Source organism: Aeromicrobium sp. Root236, assembly GCF_001428805.1.
Taxonomy (GTDB): Bacteria; Actinomycetota; Actinomycetes; order Propionibacteriales; family Nocardioidaceae; genus Aeromicrobium.
This window is the reverse complement of sequence record NZ_LMIS01000001.1, coordinates 2,124,815-2,150,778: the sequence shown is the minus strand read 5'-3', so window position 1 is coordinate 2,150,778 and position 25,964 is coordinate 2,124,815. Positions and strand designations below refer to the sequence as shown.

23 protein-coding genes are annotated in these 25,964 nt (G+C 71.0%); 8 read left to right on the top strand and 15 right to left on the bottom strand.

Annotated elements, in window-relative coordinates:
• Positions 1 to 41: 41 nt before the first annotated feature.
• From ASE12_RS10810 to ASE12_RS10755, 12 genes are all read right to left on the bottom strand, one after another.
• Positions 42 to 962, bottom strand: coding sequence for a DMT family transporter (locus ASE12_RS10810; RefSeq protein ID WP_235508890.1), 921 nt, complete (start codon positions 960 to 962; stop codon positions 42 to 44).
• Between the two features lie 142 nt (positions 963 to 1,104).
• On the bottom strand, positions 1,105 to 2,664 hold the full coding sequence (locus ASE12_RS10805) for a trypsin-like peptidase domain-containing protein (RefSeq protein WP_157412897.1): 1,560 nt from the start codon (positions 2,662 to 2,664) through the stop codon (positions 1,105 to 1,107).
• A 71-nt stretch (positions 2,665 to 2,735) separates the two neighbouring features.
• Positions 2,736 to 4,133: a HAMP domain-containing sensor histidine kinase gene (locus ASE12_RS10800; protein ID WP_235508889.1), complete on the bottom strand. Its 1,398-nt coding sequence runs from the start codon at positions 4,131 to 4,133 to the stop codon at positions 2,736 to 2,738.
• Entirely contained in the window at positions 4,130 to 4,822 is a 693-nt protein-coding gene (locus tag ASE12_RS10795; RefSeq protein ID WP_056210745.1) for a response regulator transcription factor, read from the bottom strand. Before ASE12_RS10795 ends, ASE12_RS10800 begins: the two co-directional genes overlap by 4 nt.
• 39 nt (positions 4,823 to 4,861) lie before the next feature.
• Positions 4,862 to 5,728: a fructosamine kinase family protein gene (locus tag ASE12_RS10790; protein WP_056400223.1), complete on the bottom strand. Its 867-nt coding sequence runs from the start codon at positions 5,726 to 5,728 to the stop codon at positions 4,862 to 4,864.
• Positions 5,729 to 5,761: 33 nt separating this feature from the next.
• Positions 5,762 to 6,250: a low molecular weight protein-tyrosine-phosphatase gene (locus ASE12_RS10785; RefSeq protein WP_056400222.1), complete on the bottom strand. Its 489-nt coding sequence runs from the start codon at positions 6,248 to 6,250 to the stop codon at positions 5,762 to 5,764.
• Positions 6,247 to 6,648: a phage holin family protein gene (locus ASE12_RS10780; protein WP_056400218.1), complete on the bottom strand. Its 402-nt coding sequence runs from the start codon at positions 6,646 to 6,648 to the stop codon at positions 6,247 to 6,249. Before ASE12_RS10780 ends, ASE12_RS10785 begins: the two co-directional genes overlap by 4 nt.
• A 23-nt stretch (positions 6,649 to 6,671) precedes the next feature.
• On the bottom strand, positions 6,672 to 7,352 hold the full coding sequence (locus tag ASE12_RS10775) for an ABC transporter ATP-binding protein (protein WP_056400215.1): 681 nt from the start codon (positions 7,350 to 7,352) through the stop codon (positions 6,672 to 6,674).
• Positions 7,353 to 7,428: 76 nt separating this feature from the next.
• The gene (locus ASE12_RS10770; RefSeq protein WP_056400212.1) at positions 7,429 to 8,334 is read right to left on the bottom strand and encodes an ABC transporter ATP-binding protein; all 906 of its coding nucleotides are present in this window, start codon (positions 8,332 to 8,334) and stop codon (positions 7,429 to 7,431) included.
• Positions 8,335 to 8,338: 4 nt separating this feature from the next.
• Positions 8,339 to 11,068: an FtsX-like permease family protein gene (locus ASE12_RS10765; RefSeq protein WP_056400209.1), complete on the bottom strand. Its 2,730-nt coding sequence runs from the start codon at positions 11,066 to 11,068 to the stop codon at positions 8,339 to 8,341.
• Positions 11,065 to 13,971 carry an FtsX-like permease family protein gene (locus ASE12_RS10760; RefSeq protein WP_056400207.1) on the bottom strand — a complete coding sequence of 969 codons (2,907 nt, stop codon included), beginning with the start codon at positions 13,969 to 13,971 and terminating at the stop codon, positions 11,065 to 11,067. Before ASE12_RS10760 ends, ASE12_RS10765 begins: the two co-directional genes overlap by 4 nt.
• Before the next feature lie 58 nt (positions 13,972 to 14,029).
• A complete protein-coding gene (locus ASE12_RS10755; RefSeq protein ID WP_162255479.1) occupies positions 14,030 to 14,968 on the bottom strand; it encodes a DMT family transporter in 939 nt (312 codons plus the stop codon).
• Positions 14,969 to 15,030: 62 nt separating this feature from the next.
• Here ASE12_RS10755 and ASE12_RS10750 point away from each other — a divergent pair, with 62 nt between their 5' ends.
• Both ASE12_RS10750 and ASE12_RS10745 read left to right on the top strand, forming a co-directional pair.
• Positions 15,031 to 16,008, top strand: coding sequence for a TIGR03557 family F420-dependent LLM class oxidoreductase (locus ASE12_RS10750; RefSeq protein ID WP_056400205.1), 978 nt, complete (start codon positions 15,031 to 15,033; stop codon positions 16,006 to 16,008).
• Positions 16,009 to 16,037: 29 nt separating this feature from the next.
• Positions 16,038 to 17,099 carry a histidinol-phosphate transaminase gene (locus ASE12_RS10745; RefSeq protein WP_056400204.1) on the top strand — a complete coding sequence of 354 codons (1,062 nt, stop codon included), beginning with the start codon at positions 16,038 to 16,040 and terminating at the stop codon, positions 17,097 to 17,099.
• Positions 17,100 to 17,106: 7 nt separating this feature from the next.
• Here the strand turns inward: ASE12_RS10745 and ASE12_RS10740 are convergent, their stop codons facing one another.
• Complete coding sequence (locus ASE12_RS10740) at positions 17,107 to 17,949, bottom strand: SMP-30/gluconolactonase/LRE family protein (RefSeq protein ID WP_056404743.1); 843 nt, start codon at positions 17,947 to 17,949, stop codon at positions 17,107 to 17,109.
• 139 nt (positions 17,950 to 18,088) lie between these two features.
• On the opposite strand from ASE12_RS10740, the gene ASE12_RS10735 reads away from it, so the two are divergent.
• From ASE12_RS10735 to ASE12_RS10715, 5 genes are all read left to right on the top strand, one after another.
• On the top strand, positions 18,089 to 19,399 hold the full coding sequence (locus ASE12_RS10735) for an alpha/beta hydrolase family protein (RefSeq protein WP_056400203.1): 1,311 nt from the start codon (positions 18,089 to 18,091) through the stop codon (positions 19,397 to 19,399).
• A gap of 182 nt (positions 19,400 to 19,581) precedes the next feature.
• Entirely contained in the window at positions 19,582 to 20,712 is a 1,131-nt protein-coding gene (gene pdhA, locus ASE12_RS10730) for a pyruvate dehydrogenase (acetyl-transferring) E1 component subunit alpha (protein ID WP_056400202.1), read from the top strand.
• On the top strand, positions 20,709 to 21,686 hold the full coding sequence (locus ASE12_RS10725; RefSeq protein WP_056400201.1) for an alpha-ketoacid dehydrogenase subunit beta: 978 nt from the start codon (positions 20,709 to 20,711) through the stop codon (positions 21,684 to 21,686). Before pdhA ends, ASE12_RS10725 begins: the two co-directional genes overlap by 4 nt.
• A gap of 9 nt (positions 21,687 to 21,695) precedes the next feature.
• Positions 21,696 to 23,036, top strand: a complete 1,341-nt coding sequence (locus ASE12_RS10720; protein ID WP_056400200.1) for a dihydrolipoamide acetyltransferase family protein — start codon at positions 21,696 to 21,698, stop codon at positions 23,034 to 23,036.
• A 146-nt stretch (positions 23,037 to 23,182) separates the two neighbouring features.
• Positions 23,183 to 23,593: an Hsp20/alpha crystallin family protein gene (locus ASE12_RS10715; protein ID WP_235508888.1), complete on the top strand. Its 411-nt coding sequence runs from the start codon at positions 23,183 to 23,185 to the stop codon at positions 23,591 to 23,593.
• A gap of 78 nt (positions 23,594 to 23,671) precedes the next feature.
• Here the strand turns inward: ASE12_RS10715 and ASE12_RS10710 are convergent, their stop codons facing one another.
• The gene (locus ASE12_RS10710; RefSeq protein ID WP_056400199.1) at positions 23,672 to 24,274 is read right to left on the bottom strand and encodes a DUF1684 domain-containing protein; all 603 of its coding nucleotides are present in this window, start codon (positions 24,272 to 24,274) and stop codon (positions 23,672 to 23,674) included.
• Between the two features lie 25 nt (positions 24,275 to 24,299).
• Positions 24,300 to 24,605, bottom strand: a complete 306-nt coding sequence (locus ASE12_RS10705; RefSeq protein ID WP_056400197.1) for an NIPSNAP family protein — start codon at positions 24,603 to 24,605, stop codon at positions 24,300 to 24,302.
• A 58-nt stretch (positions 24,606 to 24,663) separates the two neighbouring features.
• Here ASE12_RS10705 and ASE12_RS10700 point away from each other — a divergent pair, with 58 nt between their 5' ends.
• Positions 24,664 to 25,959 (top strand): nitrate/nitrite transporter, encoded by a 1,296-nt coding sequence (locus ASE12_RS10700; RefSeq protein WP_056400194.1) that lies wholly within the window; start codon positions 24,664 to 24,666, stop codon positions 25,957 to 25,959.
• The last annotated feature ends 5 nt before the right edge of the window (positions 25,960 to 25,964 follow it).

The window sequence follows — 25,964 nt, the reverse complement described above, 5'->3', positions numbered from 1 at the left end:
GGCGATTCGGGACAAGAACGTCACTCCCGGCGCGCTTCAGGTCAGCTGGCGGGGGCCTGCTCGTCGACCGGGGCTGCCTTGGGCGTGGACTTGAGCCGGGTGATCGCGACACCGATGAGGCACAGGGCGCCGCCGACGAACGCGAGCGCTGCCGGGACCTCGTCGAGGATCGCCCACGAGATCAGTGTCGCAACGGCCGGGACGAGGTAGGTGGTCGACGCCGCCTTGCCGGTCGAGATGCGCTTGAGCGCGTAGGACCACGTGCTGAAGCCGATCGCCGTGGGGAACACGCCGAGATAGGCGAGCCAGAGGATGTCGTGGAGCGACGCACCGCTGAGCTCGTCGACGAGTGCGGGTGCGAACGGCAGGCACACCACGACGCCGACGAGGCAGCCGAGCCACACCGACATGATCGGTTGCATGTGCTTGAGCGCCGGCTTCTGGGCCAGCGCGCCGAAGGCGTAGAACGCGGCGGCGGCGACGCACAGGACGACACCGGTCGTGCTCGCGGTGTCGACGGTGGACGAGTTACTGTCGGTGCTGAGGGCGATGAGGGCGACCCCGCCGAACGCGATGCCCATGCCGATCATCAAGGGCTTGGGGAAGCCCTCCTTGTAGAGGACCCCGGCGATGATCGCCGCGAAGATCGGGCCGACGTTGACGATCAACGCCGTGGTGCCGGCGTCGAGATCACGCTCGGCGGCGTTGAGTGCGAGGTTGTAGGCGCCGAACCACACGACGCCGTAGAGCACCACGAGCAGCAGGGGTCGTCCGGTCGGCAGCGCGGTGCTGCGGGGCCGGGCGAAGAAGGTCAGCGCGATGGCGCCGACGACGAGCCGGCCGAGTGACAGCGAGCCGGGCGAGAACGTGTCGCCCACGGCGCGGATGCCGACGAACGCCGAGGCCCAGAGGACGACCGTGACGAGCATCGCCGGCAGGGACAGGTCGCGGTCGGTCTTCACTCCTCCACGGTAGTGAAGGGGACCGACAGTCACGAGCGAAAATCGGCCATCCTCGCGAACGATCCGGCCGAAAGTGGTGGGCGCCATCCCGTACGCGTGTGGTCTACGGGATGGCGCCCGGTCTCGTGGGCTCGGCGAACGATCAGCTGCTGGTGCCGCCGTCGGAGCCGAGGGTCACCTCAACCTCGTTCTTCTTGCCGTCGCGGGTGTAGGTCAGCGTGATCTTCTGGCCGGGCTGGAACCCGCGGACCGAGGCGACGAGCGCCTCGGAGCTGGCCACGAGGTCGCCGTTGACGGCCGTGATGATGTCGCCCTTCTTGAGGCCCGCCTTGTCACCGGCGCCGCCGCCGGTGACGTCGTCGATCTCGGCGCCCGTGCCGGTGATGCCGTCGTCGGAGACGGCCGGGCGTACGGTCACGCCGATCTGCGCGTGCTCGACCTTCTCACCCTTGACCAGGTGCTTGGACACGTTCTTGGCCAGGTCGATCGGGATCGCGAAGCCGAGGCCGATCGAGCCGCCCTCGCCCGAGCTCGATGCCTTGATCGCCGAGTTGATGCCGATGACGTTGCCCTCGATGTCGACCAGGGGGCCGCCGGAGTTGCCGGGGTTGATCGCTGCGTCGGTCTGGATCGCGGGGAACGTGTTGGAGCTGCTCGAGCTCTCGCCGTCCGAGGACGTCACCGGGCGGTTGAGGGCCGAGATGATGCCCTGCGTCACGGTGCTCTCCAGCCCGAACGGCGACCCGATCGCGACGACCTCCTGGCCGACCTCGAGGTTGCTGGAGCTGCCGAGAGTCGCCGGGGTCAGTCCGGACTTGCCGTCGGCCTTGATCACCGCCAGGTCGGTCTTGGGGTCGGCGCCGACGACCTTGGCCCTGGCGTAGGAGCCGTCGCTGAACGCCACCGTGATGATGCCGTCCTTGCCGGCGACCGCCGTGACGTGGTTGTTGGTCAGGATCTGACCGTCGCTGCTGATGATGATGCCGGTGCCGGAGCCCGACTCGTCGGATCCCTTGACGTTGATCTGGACGACCGAGGGCAGGACCTTCTTGGCGACCTGCTCGACCGCTCCGGCAGGCACGCTGGTGTTGGTCGCCTTGTCGCCCGTGTCGAGCGAGCTGACGGCGGGGCTGCCGTTGTCGTCGTCGGAGAGCTTGTCCTGCAGGGCAGCGCCTCCGAAGCCTGCGCCACCGGCCAGCAGCAGGAGCGCCACAGCACCGACCAGGGTGCGACCGCGGCGCTTCTTCTTGACCGGCGGCTGGTCGTTGCCGCCGCCGTCGGCCGGGAAGGCGGCGGGTGCGGCGAACGGCGGGAACGGGTCGGTCTGGGTCACCTCGGGTGACGGTTGCGACGGTGCAGCGTCCGCGTAGCGGTGGGTGTAGGACTCGGCGGGCGGCGCAGGAGCGGCTGCCGGCGGGTCGGACGTCATGGCGGCGGGCTGCTCGACCGTGGGCGGCTCGGGCGCGGCGGGAGGCACAGGAGCGACCGGGATCGTCGGTTCGGCGTCCGCGCCGGCGTCGGGTCCGGACTCGGCGGCCGGGGTCTCGACCGTGGGTGCCTCGGGCGCGGGCGGCGTCTGCTCCGGCGGGTTCGCGTCGGCCGTTGGGGGCTCGGGGGAAGCGGGCGTTGCCTCACCGGCGTCGCTGCGCTCCGTCGGCGGAACGTAGGGGCGCTGGGCGAACGGGTCGTTCGTATCGGTCATGGAAGTAGATTCTCGCGCATCGCTGAGACGGATCTAAGAGCGGCGTGTGAGCGATCGAAGAAACCCGCAGGTCAGGGCTGGTCAGAACTGGGCACCGTGAGCGTGAACGTGGTGCCTCCGCCGGGGGCCGACTCGACGTCGACGGTCCCGCCATGACGCTCGGCGGCCCGCTTGACGATCGACAGGCCGAGCCCCGAGCCGGGGAGCGTACGCGCCTCGCTCGAGCGGTAGAACCGGTCGAAGATGTGCGGCAGGTCGGCCGGGTCGATGCCCGGTCCCTCGTCGGCGACGGTCAACGTGCCCTCGGCCAGGCGTACGTGGACCGTGCCGTCCGGCGGGCTCCACTTGGCCGCGTTGTCGAGCAGGTTGGTGACGGCGCGCTCGAGGAGCTGCGGCTCGCCGAACACCATCCACGACTCGAGGTCGACGTCGAACGTCATGTCGTGGGCCCGCAGGCGTACGCGGTCGACCGCCTGAGTGATGACGTCGGCGAAGTCGAGAGGTTCCGGGTCACGGGTCATCGGCTCGTCGCGGGCGAGCTCGACGAGGTCGCCGACCAGCGTCGTGAGCTCCTCGAGCTGCGACCGCACGTCGCCCATGATCTCGTGGCGCTGGTCCTCACTCAGCGAACGGTCCGCGTTGTCGGCGGCCTGCCCGATGAGCTCGATGTTGGTGCGGAGGCTCGTCAACGGCGTCCGCAGCTCGTGACCGGCGTCGGCGACGAGCTGCCGCTGGCGGGTCTGCGAGGCGTCGAGCGCCTGGAGCATCGCGTTGAACGACGTCGTCAGCCGCGCCAGCTCGTCGTGGCCGGTCACCTCGATGGGGGTGAGCTCGGACGTACGCGCGACGCGCTCGGTCGCGGCGGTCAGGCGTCTGACCGGGCGCAGGCCGTTGGCGGCCACGGCCCAGCCGGCCATGCCGGCGAACGCCACGCCCGCGGCGCTGCACAGCAGCAGGATGACCTTGAGCCGCTTGAGCGCGAAGTCGATCGACTCCATGGACTGGGCCATGACGAGCGCCTGGCCGCCGCCCGCCTGCACCGCGACGACCCGGTAGGGCGTGCCTTGGACGCGTACCGTTCGCATGGACTGCGACTCCTGGCCGAGCGAGACGTCGACCTCGTGGTAGCTCTTGAACGGCAAGGTCCGCGCGTTCACGGGTGCCGTGGGAGAGAACAGCTCGCCACCGCTGACGACGAAGATCTGCACGTCGGCGATGGATTGCAGCCGGGGATCGATCCGCTGGAAGACGTCGAACTCAGCCAGGTCGGCGTCGACCGCCGCATGGGCGCGCCGCAGCATCGACTCGTCGAGCGACCGCTCGAACTCCGCGCGTACGACGACGAACACGATCGCGCTGACCGCACCGAGGGTCAGCGCGACGGCCATCGTCGTGAGCACCGCGACCCGCAGCGCCAGCGACATCCGCCGGGTGAACGGCTGCAGCGAGCGGTGCAGGAGGTCGATCACGGAGGTGTCTCGCGCAGGACGTACCCGACGCCCCGCACGGTGTGGAGCAGCCGGTCCTCGCCCTCGGCCTCGAGCTTGCGCCGGACGTAGCCGACGTAGACCTCGAGGGAGTTGGCGGTCGTCGGGAAGTCGAAGCCCCAGACCTCCTCGAGGATGAACGAGCGCTCGAGCACGCGCTTGGGTCGCTGCAGGAACAGCTCGAGGAGCGCGAACTCGGTGCGCGTGAGGGACAGCGAACGCTCGCCACGCTTGACCTCGCGGGTCACCGGGTCGAGCGACAGGTCGGCGAACACCAACGGCGCCTCGTCGGGCTCGACCGCCGCGGCGCGGCTGGACCGCCGCAGCAGCGAACGTACGCGGGCGAGGAGCTCCTCGAGGGCGAACGGCTTGGTGAGGTAGTCGTCGGCGCCGGCGTCGAGGCCGTCAACGCGGTCCGACACGGCGTCGCGCGCCGTGAGGACGAGGATCGGCACGTCGTTGCCGGCCCCGCGAAGCGCGCGCGTGGCCTCGAGCCCGTCGAGCCGCGGCATCATGACGTCCATGATGATCGCGTCGGGGTTGATCTGTGGGACACGGGCCAACGCCTCGGCGCCGTCGGAGGCGAGGTCGACCGAATAGCCGTTGAACTCGAGGGACCGTCGCAGTGAGTCGCGCACAGCACGGTCATCGTCGACGACAAGGATGCGCATGGCCATCAGTGTGCCTCGGATCCCTGAGACTTGGCTGAACTACGAGTCGAGGAGCGACTGCGCCGCACTCGCCGCTCGCGCGCCGTAGGTGCCACCGAACAGCGTCGCGTGCACCAGCAGCGGGTGCAGCTGGTGCAGCCCGACGCGATCGCGCCAGCCGTCGGCCAACGGCGTCGCCTCGTCGTAGGCGTCGATCACGCGCTGCAGGTGCGGGATGCCGAACAGGGCCAGCATCGCCAGGTCGGTCTCGCGGTGGCCGCCGTGAGCCGCGGGGTCGATGAGCCAGACGTTGCCGTCGGAGCCCCAGACGATGTTGCCCGACCACAGGTCGCCGTGGATGCGGGCCGGTGGCTCGTCGGGCCCGGCGAAGTCGTGGATGCGGCGCATCGCGGCCTCGATCGTGGCGGCCTCGTCGGTCGTCAGCGCCTGCCGGTCGACGGCCGCGCGTACGTAGGGCATGACCCGTCGCGACGCGAAGAACTCCGGCCAGATGGGCAACGGCCGGTTGGGCAGCGGGGCGAGGCCGACGAACCCGTCCTTGTCGCCGCCGAACGCGTCGGCGCCGGCCTGGTGGGTCGCCGCGAGGGCGCGGCCGAACCGCTCGGCGACATCGGTCGTGGGCTTGCCGGGCTCGATCCAGTCGAGGACGAGGCAGTCGTCGGCGACCGCGAGGACGTGGGGCACGCGGGCACCGTCGGCCTCGGCGAGCCAGCGAAGCCCTTCGGCCTCGCGCTCGAAGAACCCCTCGGGTGGGTGTGGGCGGGTCTTGATGATGGCGCCGCGGCCGTCGGTCAGCCGGAGCCGGGTCGACGTGCAGATGTCACCGCCGGCGACGGGGGTGGTGGAGACGACACCGAGGCCGAGGAGTGCCTCCGCCCGGGCGGCGGTTCCTGCCATGCGTGCCATGACGACGACGTTACCCCGTGGAGGACCGTACGTTCAGCGGTCCATCAGGTCAGGCAGGCGCGCGACGAGCTCGTCGGTCGTACGCTCGATCATCGCGAGCACGTCGGCGAATCCGTCGTCGCCGCCGTAGTAGGGGTCCGGCACGTCGAGGTCGTCCTCCGACGCGTCGGGGTCGAACTCGCGGAACATACGGACCTGGTCGACCTGTCCGACGGTCGGCGCGTGGTCGACGACGTCGGCGTAGTTGCTCGCGTCCATCGTGAGGAGCAGGTCGTTCTCGGCGTACCAGTCGGGCGAGAACGTACGGGCGCGGTGCCTCGTCGGGTCGTAGCCGGCTGCCGCGAGCGTGGCCGCTGCCCGCGGATCCATCGGGTGCCCGACGTGCCAGTCGCCCGTGCCCGACGAGGCGACCTCGACGCGGTCGTCGAGTCCTGCCTCAGCCAGCCGCCGTTCGAGGACGACGTGCGCCATCGGCGAGCGGCAGATGTTGCCGAGGCAGACCAGGGCGACGCGGTAGGTCACCGGGCGGTGCCGGTGTGGTTCTTGTTGGTGAAGCCGCCGAGCACCGCGTTGACGATCGAGATGACGATCGACCCGAGCACCGCCCACCAGAAGCCGTCGACGTGGAACTCGACGCCGAACTTGTCGGTGACCCACTCGGTCAGCAGGAGTAGCAGCGCGTTGATGACGAGCAGCGCGAAGCCCAGCGTGACGATGATGAACGGCAGCGACAGCGTCTTGATGACCGGTGCCACGAACGCGTTGATCGCCGTGAAGACCAGGGCCACGAGGGCGATCGCCACGACGCGCTCGCCGGTCGAGTCGCCCGCGACGCCGATGTTCATGTGGTCGCCGAGCAGGCCTGCGGCTGCCGCGAGGGCCAGGCCGCTGAGGATCCAAGCAGTGACAAATCTGGGCATGCCCGATTGTTGCACTGTTGCCCTCAGGAGCTCTCGACGACGCGTCCGTCGTGCAGCGTGAGCACGGCGTCCGCGCGCTCGACGAGGAGCGGGTCGTGGGTCGCGACGACAGCGGCGACGCCCGACTGGTGCACCAGGCCGACGATCAGGTCCATGACACCGCCGGCCGTGCGGCTGTCGAGCTGCCCCGTCGGCTCGTCCGCCAGCAGGACCTGCGGGGTGACGGCCAGCGCCCGTGCGATGCCGACGCGCTGTTGCTGACCGCCCGACAGCTCGTCGGGCCGTTGCGCGCCGTGCTGGGCCAGCCCGACCATGTCCAGCAGCTCCAGGACCCTGGCGTCCCGCTCTGCCGGCGCCATCCGGTGGATGCGCAAGGGCACCTCGACGTTCTCGGCCGCCGTGAGCACGGGGAGCAGGCCGAACGACTGGAACACGAAGCCGATCGAGCGTTGCCGGAGCCCGGCGAGATCGTCCTCGTCGAGCGAGCCGAGGTCGTGCCCGTCGATGCTGACGGAGCCCGAGGTCGGCCGGTCCAGCGCGCCGAGCAGGTTGAGCAGTGTCGTCTTGCCGGAGCCGGACGGCCCGCGTACGACCAGCAGCCTGCCGGGCTCGAGCTGCAGCGAGATGTCCTCGCACGCGGTCACGTCACCCGCGGGCGTGCTGAACCTGCGGGTCAGTCCGTCGGCCTGCAGCACGGGGGTCATGCCGCAGCCTCCCTGAAAAGCCCACGATAGGCAGGCAGCGGCATGACGTGCCTGTCGTTTCGCTCGCTCCGCCCGCTCATGAGGACTCCTCGTCGTCGTGCCGCGCGTCGGGCCACACGCCGACGTGGTCGGTCTCGAGGGCGAGGCGTACGCGGTCGCGCATGTTGAGCCGCGAGGTGAAGTCGTCGGGCAGCTGCAGCCGGCCGACCCGGTCGAGCACCGCGAACTCCTCGGCGATGCTGTGCTCCTGGCCGTGCTGGTCGACCCGCGTACGCCGGAGGGTCTCGGTCGCCGTGCGGCCGTCACGGATCTGGACCGTGCGTTGCACGTGGCTCGACACGGTGGCGTCGTGCGTCACGATGAGGACCGTCGTCCGGTGCTCGCTGTTGACGCGTTGCATCGCCTCGAGCACGTCCGCGCTCGCGGCGTCGTCGAGCTCGCCCGTCGGTTCGTCGGCGAGGAGGACCCGCGGCGAGTTGGCGATCGCGACGGCGATCGCGACGCGTTGCTGCTGGCCGCCCGAGAGCTCGGCGGGGAGCTGGTGCGCGACGTCGGCGACGCCCAACAGGTCGAGCAGCTCGAGCGCCCGTCGCGGTCGATCGCGGCGGGGGTGGCTGCGGCCGATCGTCATCGCCAGCTCGACGTTGTCGACCGCCGTCAGGTAGGGGAGCAGGTTGCGGGCGGTCTGCTGCCAGACGAACCCGACGCTGCGTCGGCGGAACTCGATGCGTTCCTGGCGGTCCATCGTCAGCAGGTCGTGGCCCGCGACGTGCGCCAGCCCGGCGGTCGGGGTGTCGAGACCCGAGAGGATCGTCAGCAGCGTCGACTTGCCGGAGCCGGAGGCGCCGACGAGGGCGACCATCGAGCCGGCCTCGACGGTGAGGTTGAGGCCCTGGAGGGCCTGCACCTCGACGCCGACGGCCGTGAAGATGCGCACCAGGTCGTTGCACCTGATGTCGGCTGCGGTCTCGGTGAGTGTCATCTCGTCAATCCTCCGTCATCCGCAGGAGCCTGGACAGCTCCTGCCGTCGGGTGGCCGTGGCGGCCAGGAACGTGCCGACCGCGACGGCAGCGAGCACGCCGGCCGCGATCAGGAGTGTCGCCACCGGGTCGATGTGGATCGTCGGCTGCACGGTGGCGGTCGTGAACGCCCGCAGGTCGATGGCGCCGAGTACGACCTTGGGGAGCAGCAGTCCGAACAGCACGCCGGAGGTGACTGCGAGGAGCGCGAGCGGCCCGACCTCCCAGGCGACGAGCCAACGCGAGCGCCGCCGGGGCTCGCCCATCGCGTCGAGCAGCGCGGTCTGCCGCGACCGGCTGGCCTCACCGCGTACGAGGGTCAGTGCGATGACCGCCAGGCACATGATGAGCAGCGCGGCGAGGGCGATCTGTGCGGCGTGGCGTACGCCCGGCACCAGCGGCGAGTACTCGATCCGGTTGGCGACGTCGGCCGGCGTCTCGGCCTCGGCGTCACCCGGGAGCGCGCGGACCGCGTCGCGTACCGCTGCGGCCGAACCGGTCGTGCTGACCAAGAGCCTGGTCGGCGGGCCGGGGTCGAGGCCGAAGTGCTCGGCCACCGAGCGATCCATGAGGACCCAGGTCGACAACGTGCTGAGCGGCGACGGCACGGGTGATGTGCCCACCACATCGACCTGGGTGTCGCCGACCCTCAGCTTCGACCGGGCCTTGTTGAAGCCCTGGGAGACCAGGACCGAGGCGCGGTCGCCCGTGGTTCGTTCGAGCGAGGGCGGCAGCTCGAGGCGGCCCGGCACGTGCTTCTGGACCTTGCGCAGCGCGGCGACGTCGACGAACAGCACGCGCGAGAAGACCGGTTTGTCGTCGGCGAACAACGGCACGCCGGGTTGCTCGGTGATCCCGGCCACCGCGCGTACGTCCGCACGTTCGGCCAGCGTCGCCTGGATCCGGGGGTTGAGCGGTTGGCCGCGCACGACCACGTCGCCGCCGACGGCAGTCTTGGAGGCGTCCTCGAGGCCGTGCTGCAACGTCGTTGTGGAGACGGCGGAGAACACCGCGATGCCGACGCTGGTGACCAGGGCGAGGGCGGCGGCGAGCCCGGCGGCCGGGTCGCGCAGGGCACGGGCCGTGCCGATCAGTGCCGTCGGTCCCCGCCATCGCGCGGCGCGGGCCAGGACGCGGTTGAGCACCCAGGGGTAGGCCCGCATGACGAGGAGGCAGGCCGCGAGGCTGAGCAGCAGGGGCGCGGCGGCGAGCAACGGGTCGACGCCGCCGTCAGGGGTGGCCAGGCCCCGCTGGCGCAGCGCGACGATCGCGGCCGCGGCGCCGAGGAGGACCAACACGTCGAGGATCCACTGCTGTGAGCCGGCACCGCCTGACGACAGGTCCGCGCGTTCGGACCGGGCGGAGACGGGCGAGCTGCCTGCCATCAGGAGTGCGGGTGCCACCCCGACGAGGGCGGGCCACCAGCATGCGGCGGCGCTGCCGTCATGCGGGAGGATCACCGCGCCGACGACTGCGCCGACGACGGCCGCAGGCACGCCTGACACGAGACCCTCGACGCCGACCAGTGCCCGCAGCTGTGTGGCCGACATGCCACGAGCCGCGATGAGAGCCAGGGGCCGGCGCTGCTGCCGCAGGACGAGCCCGGCGGCCAGTGTCAGCACGACGGCGGCGACGCCCAGCGGCCCGGATGCGAACAGGGCGATCATCGCGAGGGCGGACGTGTCGGCGGCGTCGGCCTCGTCGATCGCGCTGGGGACGTCGGAGTTGAAGGCCAGCTCGGTGGCGCCCACGATCGTCGGCTCGCCCTCGGCGTCGTCGAGGTAGCCGTCCCCGGGCAGCAGGTAGGCCTGCCGGATGAACTCACGAACCTGGAGCGCGTACGCCTGCGCGTTGCCTGCCGTCAGGGCGGAGGAGTCGAGCGGGAACCACGCGCTCAGGACGGCGTTGGAGCTCAGCGAGACGAGCTCGGGCAGCGAGCCGGGTTCGGCCCAGCCGACGGCCGTCACGATGGGCTTGCCGCCATCGGGCTCGACGACGGAGGGGACCAAGGTGCCGGAGACCTGCGCCCAGATGGCATCGGTGCGGTCCTTGGGTGCGTACGTGCCCGAGAGCCTGATGTCGATCGGCGGTGCACCGCTGCCCCGGCTCACCCGCACCTGGCCGACCGGCCAGTGCATCGCCGCAGCTGCGGCCTCGGACAGCACGACGTCGACCGGATGGCCCGCAGCGGGCTGGTCCGCGGTGACCTCCGCGGGCGCGTGACCCTTGGTGATCCGGACGTCGTCGGCGAGATAGGGGTCGAAGCCGATGCTGAGCACCGTGTTGGCCTTGGTGCGTACGGCCGGGTCGACGGGCGATGCCGGCGCGGTCGGCAAGGTCATGGCGAACCGCCCGGGTCCGAACGTGGACCTCATGAGCGGTGGCATCTTGGAGCGGATCTCGCGCATCGTGTCGTCGAGCCCGCCCCAGACCGGGTCCGACGCGCTTGGGAGGTCGTTGCCGGCCGGGTCGTCGGCGGCGGTCGGCGACGGGGTGCCCTGCTCCTTCGCGGACAGGTCCCGCTGGACGACGGCCAGGCCGTCGACCTGGTGTCGCAGGGCGTCCGTCAGCAGGTGGTTGGTCGCCCGCGGCATCAACGCGGTGAGCGTCGACATCACCAGGACGATCGTGGCGAGGACCGAGAGGGCCCGCGCGTGGTGCGCGAGGTGGGTACGGAACAGGCGAAGGGTCGTCATGCGCCCTCCCGTCCGGTGTGCGCCGCGTCGTGGCGGATGCGCCGTGCCTGACGTGCGGCGACGGCGGCCACGGCCGCGGCGAGGGCGGCCACGAGTGCCGCGAGGCCCGGCAGCGCGAGCGAGAGTGCCGGGTCGACCGAAGAGGCGCGGTCCGGGGTGGCGCTGCGGGCGAGATCGGCGACCGTCAGGAGGACCGCGACCGCGCCGGCCAGCAGGCCGACGACCCCGGCGGTGGCGACGGCGCCGGCGAGCTCCGCCGTCCGGATGCGACCCTGGCCCTGCGGGGTGACGCCGAGGGCGCGGAGCACCCGCAGCTCGTCGCGGCGCCTGCGGCCGAGGCTCGTCGTCATGGCCGCGGTGGCGAGCGCCGCGAAGACCACCACCGAGCCGGCCGCCCACCACCAGGTGTCGAGCGCGGCCGAGACGAGACGGGCGCCGGCGGCCGGCGTCCCCCGCGTCGCGGCCGCGGGTACGACGCTGGTCGCGGTGGCGGCGCGGGCCACGCGATCGGGATGCGCGGTGGTGATCCACACCGAGTCGGGCGCCGGGACGGCGGCACCGGCGCCGAGGGCGTACGACACGAGGGTCGGCAGGTCGGCGGCGATGCCGCGTGCCGCGGTCACTCCGGGGATCGTGTCGACGACGGCCGCGACCTTGGCGACGCCCTTGAAGCCTGAGTCGGGCAGCAGCAGGTCGAACGTGTCGCCTCGCCCGGCCTGCAGCAGCTCGGCGGTCTCCGACGTGATGACGACCGGCAGCCGTTTGGGCCGGCCGCCGACGACCTTGCTGCCGCTGCTCTTGTCGTTGACGAGCTCGATGTCGTGGCGCGCCGCCCCGGGAAGCCCGCGGACGCTGATCGTGGCATCCCCGTCGACGCCGGTCGCGTCGGCGTGGACAGCCAGGAGCCGCCAGTCCCCGTCGGGGACCGTGACGGAACGGTGGACGGGGTCCGGCCCGGGACCGGTGATCCGTCCGATCGGGCGTACGGCGAGCTGTCCCGCGCCGTCGACGAGCCAGGCCGTGGTCTTCACGTCGCCCGTGATCGGGGCACCGGTCACCGTGATCGTGACGTCGGTCGTGCCGGGCTTGATCGGCACCCCGCGGCGTCCGGCGTCCAGCGCAGAGACGACGCGGGCGGTGTCGTCGCCGACCCGTGGTCCGTGCGCGACCCTCGTGATCGTGGGGCCGGCTGCGAGGAACGACACCTCGTCCTGGTCCTGGTCGACCCGTCCCGGCACGGCGACGACGACGGCCGCCCCGTCGCCGAGCCGCACGAGCGGAGCCGTCGACGCCTCGACGCCGACGTCGGCCGCCGGGACGACCGTGAGGTCGAGTCGCATGTCGGCGCCGCTGCGCACGCGGGCCGACGTGGCGTCGAGCGACGTCTGGGTGCCGTCGAGCGTCGCGACCAGGATCGCGAACCCGAGTGCCAGCGACGTCAGCGCGATCGTGACCCCGAACGTCGAGAGGCGTCGGGCGAGCTGGCGCGCGGGGAGCGCCGGGCTGATGCCCGTACGCGCTGCGGCCCGGCGCTCGATTCGTTGGAGGACCGGACGCACGGCCGCCATGCCGAGCAGCGTGGCGGTGGCCAGGGCCGCCGCCGGCGCGAGCGACGTGATCGGGTCGACGTTGGTGGCGCCGCCCGCGTCGACGCTGAGCGGGCCGCCGTACGAGATGAACTGGCCGACGGAGAGTGCCGCGGCGGCCAGCACCAGGATCAGGAGGGCTCGGCGGGCGCCCGGCTGGTCCCGCGACCCCTCGCGCTGCCCCGACTGCCGGACCGAGGACGTGGTCGCGACCGCAGTGAGCACGACAGTGACGACCAAGCAGGCCACCGCGACGAGCACGGCGCGGCTCGTGCCAGGGGCGCGGTCGAGGCTCGTGAACACCGCGACGGCGCCGCCGGCCCCGATCGCCGCACCGGTCACCGCGGCGACGGCCGACTCGGCTGCCGCGGCGCCCACCAAGGCGGGCATGCTGCCGCCGCGCGACCGCAGCAGGCCCGTCTCGGTGCGTCGTGCCTCTATCAGGAGAGCCACGACCTGTCGGCACGCCACGAGGGCGGCCACGGCGAGCAGCGCATAGGCGACCGCGAGCAGGCCGTCGGCCGCCGCCTGGGTGGCCTCGAGGTCCGCGAGGCGTTGGGGGAGGCCGCCCGTCACGGTCGCGGACACGTCGCTGTCGTCGACGGAGCTGACCAGGTCGCGAAGCTCCTGCCGGGTCTGCGACACGTCGCCGGCGGTGCGAGGCGTCAGCACGTACGACTCGGTCGCCAGGGCGGGCAGGCGGCCGAGATCGCGTCGCGAGACGACGAGGGGCCCTGCGCCGTCCGGTCCGCGACCGGACGCCGCGGCCGGGTCACCGAACCACGCAGCGGCGCCCGGATCCTTGGGTCGCCACGTCCCGTCGACGACGATCACGACCCGTCCGTCGCCGATCCCGGCGCGGAGCCGGTCGCCGACGCGGACACCGAGTGCCGCCGCGGCGCGGTCCTGGAGGGCGGCGTGGATCTCCGCACCGGAGGCGGCCGTCGGCCAGCTGCCGTCGACCAGGGTCGAGCGGCCACGCAGTCCGTTGTCTGCCCGGGCGGTGACCGTCACCGCCGAGCCGTCATGGCGGGCCTGGAACCCCTCGGTGGACGCGCTCCGGACGATCTCGAACCGGGTGGAGGTCAGCAGTCGGCCGAGGTCGGCTGCGCGGTCCGCCGACACCTCGAGCCGCAGGGCCGCCGAGGTGGCCGGTCCCGCCCGCAGCGCGTCCTCCTCGGCGTCGCGGTCGGCCGTACGATGCAGCGCGTCGAGGCCGATGATCGAGAATGTGGCCGCGGCGACGATGCCGGCGAGGGCGAGGAGGAGACCCGGTTGCGCCCGTGCGCGGGCGTACGCCAGACCTCCAGGTCGCACCGTGCAGTCCCCCTGTCCCGGACGGACAGGTCGTCACCGTCCCGCGAGTGGCTACACCCTACGGCTGCGGGAGGACCGTTTCCACCCTTCGCGAGGTCTGCGCCAGGACGATGCCCGCGAGCACCGCGACCGCGCCGAGGGCCTGGACCGGCGTCAGCGACTCGCGGAACCACGCCCAGCCGAGGACGTTGGCGAGCACCGGCTCGAGCATGGCGATCACCGTGACGATCGTCGCCGGGAGGTGGCGCAGGGCGAGCATCTCGAGGAAGAACGGGACGACGGTGCCCAGCACGACGATGACCGCGATGACGAGCCACGGGTTGGCGGAGTGGCCGTCGAGCCGGCCCAGCATCGAGGTGGATCCCTCCAGCTCCGGCATGTTCCACAGCGGCTCGACCAGGTTCATCACGACGGTCGCCACGACGAAGGCCCACAGGATGACGCGCAGCGGGTCGTCGAGCCCGACGTTGTGCTCGCCGAGCAGGAAGTAGGTGGCGAAGCTGACCGCCGCGAGCAGCGCCATGACCACGCCGAGCCCGTCGAACGTCAGGCCGTTCCACACCCGGCTGACGATCGCGAGGCCGACGACGGCGAGGCCGACCGCGAGCCACATCCGGCCGCGCACCGGCTCCTTGCGTACGAACCGCACCCAGAGCACGACGAGCACCGGTGCGAGGTACTCGATCAGCAGCGCGATGCCGAGGGGCAGCCGGTCGATCGCGACGTTGTAGGTCAGCTGGAGCGCTGCGACGCCGACGAGGCCGAGCGCGATCACCAGCAGCATCGCGGTGCCCTTGGGCCGGCGCAGCGCGGACCGGCGGAAGCACGCGGCGTACGCGATGAACACCAGCGTCGCTCCGGTGACGCGAACGGTCGTGAACGACTCGGGGCTGAGCCCGGAACCCATCGCCACCCGCGACAGGCCGCCGTTGATGCCGAACAGCACGGCGGCGGTGATGACCAGGACGTAGCCGAGTCGGGCGTTGCGGGTGGTCACACGCTCGATCATGTCAGCGGCGTCGGACGTGTTCACTCCCGGGCGCTGGGTACGGGACCCGCATGACCAGATTCGGCTACACCTTGATGTGCGAACAGTCCGACCCCCGCTCGCTCGTACGCGATGCCGTCGCCGCCGAGGACGTGGGCTTAGAGCTTGCCGTGATGAGCGACCACTTCAATCCCTGGCTCGACGAGCAGGGTCACAGCCCCAACGCCTGGCCCACGCTCGGCGCCGTGGCGCAGGCCACCGAGTCGCTCGAGCTCATGACGTACGTGACGTGTCCCATCGCCCGCTACCACCCTGCGGTCATCGCGCAGCAGGCCGCGACGGTCGGCCTGCTCAGCGACGGCCGTTTCACGCTGGGTCTCGGCGCGGGCGAGAACCTCAACGAGCATGTCGTCGGCGCCGGCTGGCCACCGGCCAACGTGCGGCACGAGCGCTTCACCGAGGCCCTCGACGTCATCAACGCGTTGTTCGACGGCGGCTACGTCAACCACGTGGGCGAGCACTACCGGGTCGACTCGGCGAAGCTGTGGGACCTGCCCGAGTCGCGCGTGCCAATCGGCGTCGCGGTCAGCGGCGACCAGTCGATCGAGGTCGGCGCGCCACGGGCCGACGTCATGATCGCGGTCGAGCCCGACCCCGAGCTGGGTCCAGCGTTCGACGCGAAGACGCGGGCCAGCTCGCCGGCGCGCAAGGTCGGCCAGCTGCCGATCAGCTGGGACAGCGACGCCGACGCTGCGCGGACCCGGGCGCACGAGCAGTTCCGCTGGTTCGCCGGCGGCTGGAAGGTCAACGCCGAGCTGCCCGGGCCGTCGGCCTTTGCCGCGGCCTCCCAGTTCGTACGCCCTGAGGACGTCGCCGAGCAGATCCCGTGCGGTGACGACGTCGGCGCGATCGTCAAGGCGGTGAAGCCGTTCGTCGACGCCGGTTTCACCGACGTCGCACTGGTGCAGATCGGCGGCGACCAGCAGCGGACGTTCCTCGACGCGGCCCGCTCGGACCTCCTGCCGGCGCTCCGGGAGCAGCTCGGCTGACCGAACGGTCAGGTATTACGCTCAAGGGCATGACGACGCCAAAGGCCCGCAGCGCGCTGGACGACATCCCGGTCTACCGGCCGGGCAAGGCCGCCGCCAGCGAGGACCACAAGCTGTCGAGCAACGAGAACCCGTACGACCCGCTGCCCGGCGTCATGGAGCGCGCAGCGGTCGAGCTCGGCCGGATCAACCGCTATCCCGATGCCGGCACGACCGCGCTGTACGACGCGCTCTCGGCGAAGTTCGGTCTCTCGCCGGACCATTTCGCCGCGAGCACCGGGTCGGTCGCCGTCCTCTATGCCCTGCTCAACGCGCACCTCGAGGCCGGCGACGAAGTCATTTACGCCTGGCGGTCGTTCGAGGCCTATCCGATCGCCGCCGACCTCACCGGCGCGACGACCGTCCGCGTGCCCCTTCGGGCGGATGCGACGCACGACCTCGAGGCCATGGCGGCCGCCGTCACGGACCGCACCCGCGTCGTGCTCGTCTGCACCCCCAACAACCCCACCGGTCCGGTCGTCGGGGCCGCGGAGCTCGACCGCTTCCTCGCCGCCGTTCCGGAGCGCGTGCTCGTGGTGGTCGACGAGGCGTACGTCGAGTTCGTCCGCGACGCCGACGCTGCCGACGGCTTGGCCGCGCTGGCCGCCCACGACAACGTCGTCGTGCTTCGCACGTTCTCCAAGGCGTACGGGCTGGCGGGTCTCCGGGTCGGCTACGCGATCGCCAGGCCGCAGGTCGCCGAGGCGATCCGCAAGGCCACGCCGCCGTTCGCGATCACCGACCTCTCGCAGGCCGCCGCCGTGGCGTCGCTCGACGCGGAGGCCGAGCTCGCCGAGCGCGTCGAGGCGATCGTGCAGGAGCGCGACGCGATGGTCGCAGCGCTGCGCGACCGGGGGTGGGAGCTGCCCGACACCCAGGCCAACTTCGTGTGGCTGCCACTCGGTGACGACGCGATGGACTTCGCCGCGTGGTGCGACCCGGTCTCCGTGCGGCCGTTCGCCGGCGACGGCGTACGCGTCAGCGTCGGCAGCTCCGCGGTCAACGCGATCTTCCTCGACCGGGCCGCGGCCTGGCGCAAGGAGCACGCGTGAGCCCGGCTCAGGGCCAGCCGGCTCCGGGTACGTCCACCTCGATCGCGAGCAGCTGACCGCTGCCCGGTGCGACCGGCGGCACCTGGGTCATGCCCCGCCACCGGGCCGCGGCGATGAACAGCGTCCGGCCGTCGAGGCCGCCCAACACGCACGCGAACCCGCCACGGTCCAGCTCGACGACCTGGAGGACGCTGCCGCCCTCGGCGACGCGGACGCATCTCTGGGCCGGGACGTCGGCGTACCACGCAGCGCCCTCTGCATCGACGCAGATCCCGTCCGGGGTGCCGTCGACCAGGTCGGCCCACACCCGACGGTCGGACAAGCCGCCGTCGTCGCCGATCGTGAAGGCCACCAGCTCGTGCCGGTACGAGTCCGCGACGACCAGGGTCGCGTTGTCGGCCGTCACCGCCATCCCGTTGGGGAACGCGATGTCGTCCGCCACCTGTCGCACGGAGCCGTCTGCCTCGACGAGGTGGACGGACCCGGTCCCGAACGTCTGGCCTGTCATCGGGTCGAAGCCCGCGCCGTTGACGTACGCGTTGCCGCGACCGTCCACCACGATGTCGTTCCAGCCCGGCCGGCCCAGGTCGGCGTACGTCGACAGGGTCCCGTCCGCCTCGCGGCGCAGCAACGCTCCGTCTCGCGACGAGACGATCAGCAGCCGGCCGTCCGGGTGCCAGCTGGTGCAGAGTGGCAGTGAGTCGACGCGCGCGAACACCTCGCTGCGGCCCGTCAGGTCCACGCTGACGACCTCGCCGCTCGACCAGTCGGACACGTACAACCGACCGTCGTGCCAACGCGGTGACTCCACGAGTCCGCGACCCGTCAGCAACGCCCGAAGCTCCGCCATCTCGATCCCCACCTTCCCGCCGCGCCGGCCCGGTGCCCGCGTCCTGTCCTCTACACGAACGGCAACGGGCTGGATCGACATGTTGCCCGTCGGGCGCATAAACCTGTACGAACGTACGAACTAGCGCTACCGTCGGTCCATGCGCCGTCTGCTCGTCGTTGCCCTGGTGTCCATCGCGCTGGTCGCGCCGGCGGGCAGTGCCTCGGCCGAGCCGGCGCCCGTCAGCGGCCACGGACTGACCGTCGTCGACACGACGCACCCCGGCGACCGAATCGTCGAGACGACCGTGTCGACCGACGCCTTGCAGCAACCCGTGCACATCCGCGTCGTGCTGCCTGAGGGCTATGACGCATCGACCGAGCGCTATCCGGTGCTGTACCTGTATCACGGCACCTCGGGTCGCCCCTCGGACTGGACCGGTGCCGGCGACGCCGTACGTACGACCGCCGGGCGCGACGTCATCCTGGTGCTGCCGGAGGCCGGCTACGACGGCAACGGCGGGGGCTGGTTCGTCGACTGGTGGAACCCGGCAGGCGCCCGGCAGCAGTGGGAGACGTTCGAGGTCGACCAGGTCATCCCGTGGATCGATGCGAACTACCGGACGGTCGCGGACCGTGACCACCGCGCGATCGCCGGACTCTCGCAGGGCGGGTTCGGCGCGATGCACGCCGCCGCCCGCCATCCGGAGCTGTTCACGTCGGTCGCCACGTTCTCGGGCGCCCCGGAGATCTACCGCGACCCCGTCGTCCGCGCGGGAGCGTCGTTCGTGATCGAGGGGACCAACGTCGCGCTCAACGGCGGGCAGCCGTTCCAGATGTTCGGCGACCCGCTCACGAACGGGGCGCACTGGCAGGGCCACGACCCCGGCACCCTCGTCGAGAACCTGCGCGGGATGGACGTCGAGATGTGGACCGCGACCGGCCTGCCGGGCCAGCTCGACACCCTGCAATCGGGACTCAGCATCTCCGGCAACGTCATCGAGACGCTCACGCACCTGTCGACCTTGGCGTTCCACCGGCACCTCGACCAGGCCGGCATCGCGCACCACCTCGACAACTACGTGTTCGGCACCCACTCGTTCCCCTACTGGGCGCAGGACCTCCGCGAGTACCTGCCGCGGCTCATGGACCGCTTCGCCCACCCGTCGACGCCGACGGTCATCACGTACGCGTCGACGGCCAAGGCGTACGCGCAGTGGGACTGGGGAGTCGCGGTGCACCGCATCACGGCCGAACGGCTGACGACGCTGGCCAAGGCATCCGCCGCGGGGTTCAGCTTCACCGGCGCGGATGCCGCCACAGTCGTCACGCCGCCGCTCTTCCCGCCGGGCACGACCAGGAGCGTACGCATCAAGCGGAATCTCGCGACTTCCACTGTCATCGCAACGGCGGATGCAACAGGTCGTCTGAAAATCGAGGTGCCGGGCACCTCGAACGTGACCATCAGCTGATCGGAGCGTTGTTTTGTCAGGCGGTCTTTGCCGGGATACGGTGGGTCCAGATGTGATGCCAGTCACGTCCATGTGAGTCCACCAACGTCCGCCACCCCTGTGACACTGGTGTCTCGCATCTTCGACATCGGAGCGGCAATCCCGCGAACCGATCGATTGAGGGAGTCGCATTGAGCGCCACCATGCCCGACGCATACGTAGCCGACGATCCTGCTGGAGCCTTTCCCCTGGTCCAGCTCCTGACCCCCGAGGGTGAGCGCGTCTCGCACGCGGACTACTCCTACGAGGGCGACGACGAGGCCATCCGCGGCCTGTTCCGCGATCTCGTCCTGAGTCGGCGCATCGACTTCGAGGCGCACGCGCTGCAGCGTCACGGTGAGCTCGGTCTCTGGGCGCCGGCCCTCGGCCAGGAGGCCGCCCAGATCGGCTCCGGACGGGCGCTGCTCCCGCAGGACTTCGCGTTCCCGACCTATCGCGAGCACGGCGTCGCGTTGTGCCGCGGCGTCGACCCGGCGCTCCTGCTCGGCCTGTTCCGCGGCGTCGAGCTCGGCGGCTGGGACCCGGTCGAGCACGGCTTCGCGCTCTACAGCATCGTCATCGGCGCGCAGACCCTGCACGCGACGGGCTACGCCATGGGGCTGACGCTCGACGGCGAGGTCGGCCGCAACGATCCCGAGCGCGACGCGGCGGTCATCGCCTACTTCGGCGACGGTGCCACCAGCCAGGGCGACGTCAACGAGGCGTTCGACTGGGCCGCGGTCTTCAACGCGCCGGTCGTGTTCTTCTGCCAGAACAACCAGTACGCCATCTCGGCCTCGACCGAGCGCAACACCCGCGGCCCCATCGCGCAGCGCGCCGGCGGCTTCGGTTTCGACGGCATCCGGGTCGACGGCAACGACGTCCTCGCGTGCCACGCCGTCACGACGGCCGCGATGCAGAAGGCGCGCAACGGCGAGGGCCCGACGCTGATCGAGGCCTACACCTATCGCATGGGCGCGCACACGACGTCCGACGACCCGAGCCGCTACCGCGACAGCGCCGAGGTCGAGACGTGGAAGCTCAAGGACCCCATCGAGCGGGTCAAGCGCTACCTCCTGACGCAGGGCACGCCGCAGGAGTTCTTCGACGAGCTCGACGTCGAGGCCGACGAGCTGGGCAAGCACCTGCGCGAGACCTGCAAGTCGCTGCCCGATCCCGATCTCGCCGCGCTCTTCGACCACGTCTACGTCGACGGCTCGACCGAGCTCGAGGAGCAGAAGGCCCAGTACGTCGCATTCAGAGACAGTCTCGAGCCCGAGGGGAGCGAAGCATGAGCACGAAGATGCCGCTCGGCAAGGGCCTCAACGCCGGCCTGCGGGCCGCGATGGAGGCCGACGACAAGGTCCTGATCATGGGTGAGGACGTCGGCAAGCTCGGCGGCGTCTTCCGCATCACCGACGGCCTGCAGAAGGACTTCGGCGAGAGCCGCGTCATCGACGCTCCCCTCGCCGAGAGCGGCATCGTCGGCACCGCGGTCGGCCTCGCGTTCCGGGGCTACCGCCCGGTCCTCGAGATCCAGTTCGACGGCTTCGTCTACCCGGCCTACGACCAGATCGTCAGCCAGGTCGCCAAGCTGCACTTCCGCAGCCAGGGCCGGGTCAAGATGCCGATCGTCATCCGCATCCCGTTCGGCGGCGGCATCGGCGCGGTCGAGCACCACTCCGAGAGCCCCGAGGCGCAGTTCGCGCTGACCGCGGGCCTCAAGGTCGTGTCGTGCTCGAACGCCAACGACGCGTTCTGGATGATCCAGCAGGCGATCGCGAGCGACGACCCGATCGTGTTCATGGAGCCCAAGCGGCGCTACTGGGACCAGGGCGAGGTCGACACCGAGTCCGAGCCGCTCCCGCTGCACGCCTCCAAGATCGTTCGCGACGGCACCGACGCGACCCTCATCGCGTACGGGCCGATGGTCAAGACATGCCTGGAGGCCGCCGAGGCCGCGGCCGAGGAGAGCATGAGCCTGGAGGTCATCGACCTCCGGACGCTGTCGCCGCTCGACCTGGCGCCGGTCTTCGAGTCCGTACGCCGCACGGGCCGGGCGATCGTCGTGCACGAGGCGTCGCAGACCCTGGGTCTCGGCGCCGAGATCTCGTCGCGCATCACCGAGTCGTGCTTCTACTCCCTCGAGGCGCCGGTCATCCGGGTCACGGGCTATGACCTGCCCTACCCGCCGAGCCGCGTCGAGGAAGAGTTCCTGCCCGGCCTCGACCGCGTGCTCGACGCGGTCGACCGTTCGCTGGCGTACTAGGAGTCGTTGATGAGTGAGTTCAAGCTGCCCGACGTGGGCGAGGGCCTGACCGAGGCCGAGATCGTGACGTGGAAGGTCTCCGTCGGCGACCAGATCAAGGTCAACGACATCATCGTCGACATCGAGACCGCCAAGTCGATCGTCGAGCTGCCGAGCCCCTACGAGGGCACTGTCGAGGCGTTGCTCGTCGACGAGGGCCAGACCGTCGACGTCGGCACCCCGATCATCCGCATCACCTCCGCCGACGAGCCGGCGACCGACGGGCCCCAGCTGCCCGACGCGATGACGGCCGGTGAGTTCGCCGCTGCGGGTGACCTGGTGCCCGAGCCCGTGGCGACTCCGGCGATCAAGGCCAAGGAGGAGCGCCAGTCGGTCCTCGTGGGCTACGGCCCGCGGGCCACGTCGACCAAGCGCCGCGCCCGCAAGGGTGCCGTCGCGTCGGTCGACACCGAGAAGGTGCCCCAGCGCTCGATCCGGGCACTCGCCAAGCCCCCGGTCCGCAAGCTCGCCAAGGACCTCGGCATCGACCTCGACTCCGTGCCGGCGCAGGGCGACATCATCACGCGCGCCGACGTCGAGGCGTTCGCCGGCCTGCGCGCCCAGCCGGTCGTTGAGCCTGTCGACACGAAACCGTCCACCTCCACCTCGCTCGAGGACCAGCGCATCCCGATCAAGGGCGTCCGCAAGATGACCGCCGAGGCGATGGTGTCGTCGGCGTTCACCGCTCCGCACGTCACCGAGTGGGTGACGGTCGACGTCTCCAGGACGATGGAGCTCGTCGCCCAGCTCAAGACCGACGAGCGGTTCGCCGGCGTACGCGTCTCGCCGCTGCTGATCGTCGCGCGGGCGGTGTGCCTCGCGATGCGTCGCACGCCGGAGCTCAACGCCTCGTGGGACGACGCAGCGCAGGAGATCGTGCTCAAGGGATCGGTCAACCTCGGCATCGCCGCGGCGACGCCCCGGGGGCTCGTCGTGCCCAACATCGTCGGCGCCGACTCCAAGACGATGCCCGAGCTCGCGCAGGCGTTCGCCGAGCTCATCGCGACGGCGCGCGACGGCAAGACGCAGCCGGCCCAGATGAGTGGCGGGTCGTTCACGATCACCAACATCGGGGTGTTCGGCATCGACGCCGGCACGCCGATCCTCAATCCCGGCGAGTCCGGGATCCTGGCGGTCGGCGCGATCAACAAGCGGCCGTGGGTCGGCGACGACGACGAGATCGTGGCTCGCTGGGTCACGACCCTCGCGCTGAGCTTCGACCACCGGGTCGTCGACGGTGAGCAGGGCTCGCGGTTCCTCGCCGATGTCGCCGCGATCCTCCGCGACCCCGCACTGGCCCTGACGTTCTGACGAATCGGCTGCAACCGCAACAGATTTTTCAGATTTTTCTCAGGGATTCGGGACTTGAACGAGGCCGGTTGTTGTTCTAACTTACGTCTCGTAAGAGTTGAGTCCGATGGACTCAAGTTTCGAAAGGAGATCTTCAGATGATGAACATGTCTTTTGACCCTTTCAGCGAATTCGATCGCCTGACCACTCAGCTCACGTCGCGGACCCGGCTCATGCCGGTCGACCTGTTCCGCGAAGGTGACCGCTACGTCCTGGCCGCCGATCTCCCGGGCATCGACCCCGGATCGGTCGACGTCGATCTCGACGGACACGTGCTGACCATCAGGGCCGAACGCACACCGGCGTCGCACGAGGGCGCCAAGTGGCTGGCCAAGGAGCGTCCGTACGGCAGCTACGTCCGTCAGTTCAGCCTGGGCGACGGCATCGACACCGACGGGATCTCGGCGCACTACGACAACGGTGTCCTCAGCGTCGTGATCCCGGTGAGCGAGCGCGCCAGGCCGCGCAAGATCGACATCCTCGGCGGAGCGACCGAGCAGACGTCGATCTCCGCCTGACGCATCGAGACCGGGTGCCGGACCAGCTCAGGGTCCGGCACCCGGTTCTTCATGGAGACCCTCGACACGGTCCGCACCTCAGAGCCGTTCGCCCGCCTCGACCCGGGTCGTGATCGTGTTGCCGGGCGGGGCCAGAGGGCACTGCCATCGCGGGTTGTAGCGGCACGACGGGTGGTACGCGTAGTTGAGGTCGAGCGTCAGTGACTCGGCGTCGCCTCCGAGCCACGACCCCTTGGCGGTGTCGAGCAGGTAGCGACCGCCCCCGTAGCTGCCGTCACCGGCCGTGCCGTCGCGCAGCGGCACGAAGATCCCGCCGCCGTACTGGTGCAGCCACCACACGTCCAGGCTGCCACCGACGACGTCGGGGAGCTCGACCCGTCCGACGAGCCGCATGGTGATCGTGCCGTCGCCGCCCGCGTCGACGAGCCGCGGCTCCGTCTCATCCATCGCCAGCAACGGCACGTCGAATCGCAGCTCGGGGTCGTACGGCCAGTAGGGCAGTCCGGTCTCGCGCAACGGGTCGTCCTCGAGCAACGGGGTCTGCGGATGCGTGCGGAAGAGCTCGTCGCGGGCCGCGCGCCATCGCGCATGTCCGGCTGCGTGGTCGGGCTCGGCGCGCACGTCGGCGTAGAGCTCGTTGACGCGGCGGCGCCAGTCGACGAGGGTCAGGGAGTCAGCCATGCACCCCACCGTGGCACACGGGCGGTCACGGCATCAGGGGCCGCATGAACGTGCGGTCGTACCGCAGCACGCAGCCGCTCTCGTCGCGGATCCGGTCGGCCTCGACGAAGTCCGGGTCCTGGCCGAACAGCGAGCGGTAGTCCTCGTACGCCGCGAGGCTCGGGAAGCTGAACAACGCGAGCGCCCGGTCGCTCGCTCCCTCGGCGGGCAGGAAGTAGCCGTGGTGGGTGCCGCCGTGCTGGTTGACGAGCTGCATCCAGCGCCGGCCGAACTCCTCGAAATCGGCGATCTTGTCGGGGTCGATGACGTAGTCGACAACGCAGGTGATCATGCGTCCACCGTCTCCCACCGCGGTCGGGACGGCACGTCGAGCGCCCTAAACTGGATCGGTGAGCCACCCTGCCGAGAGCCGCCATCCCGGCGCATACGCGGTCTGGGTCGTCGCCCTCCTGGTCTATCTCCTCGCGGTGTTCCACCGCTCGTCCCTCGCCGTCGCCGGTCTTGCCGCGACGGAGCGGTTCGACATCTCGGCCGCCCAGCTGGCGACGTTCACGATGCTGCAGCTGCTGGTCTACGCCGGCATGCAGATCCCCGTCGGGCTGCTGGTCGACCGGTTCGGCCCGCGGCGGGTGCTGCTGACGGGCGCCATCACCTTGACTCTGGCCCAGGCCGGCTTCGCGTTCGCCGACACGTACGCCTGGGCGCTCGTCGCGCGGGTCTTCGTCGGGGTCGGCGACGCCATGACGTTCATCTGTGTGCTGCGGCTGGTCAACACCTGGTTCGCGCCGCGCCGCGTACCCCTCATCACACAGCTGACCGGCGTCACGGGCCAACTCGGTGCGATCATCGCGGCCGTGCCGATGACGGTGGCGCTGCGCGAGCTGGGCTGGACGAAGTCCTACCTCATCGCGGCGTCGCTGGGGGTGGTCCTGACGCTCGCCTTGCTGGCCGTCGTCCGTGACGCGCCGGCTGCCCGCTCCGTCAGCGGCGCGGCCCTGTCGCTGAGCGGCATCCGGCACAGTCTCAGCGCCTCGTGGGCGCAACCGGGCACGCGGCTGGGCTTCTGGATGCACTTCACGACCCAGTTCAGCGCGACGACGTTCGGCCTGCTGTGGGGCTACCCGTTCTTCGTACGCGGGGAGGGTCGGTCCGACCACGTCGCCGGGTTGCTGCTGACGCTGATGGTCGTGGCGGTGATGAGCGCCGGGCCCGTCCTGGGGTGGGCGATCACGCGTCATCCGTGGCAGCGCTCGACGATCGTGCTCGGCATCCTCGCCACGATCGTCGCGGTCTGGACCGTCGTGCTGGCCTGGCACGGACCCGCCCCGCTGGGGCTGCTGGTGGTGCTCGTCATCGTGATGGGCGTCGGCGGTCCGGCGTCGATGATCGGCTTCGACCTCGCGCGTACGTCCAACCCGGCCGATCGGCTCGGCAGCGCCACGGCGATCGTCAACCAGGCCGGGTTCGTCGCGAGCCTCGTGCTCGTCGTCGCGATCGGCGTGATCCTCGACTGGCGCACCCCGGGCTCCTCGACCGCCTACACACCGTCGGCCTTCAGGTGGGCGATGTCGTTCCAGTACGTCCTGTGGTTCCTCGGCCTGGCCCAGATCTGGCGCTACCGGGTCAAGTCGCGAGCCAAGGTCATGGCCGAGGAGCCCGAGGCCTACGGCCGCACGCGCGGCTAGTTGAG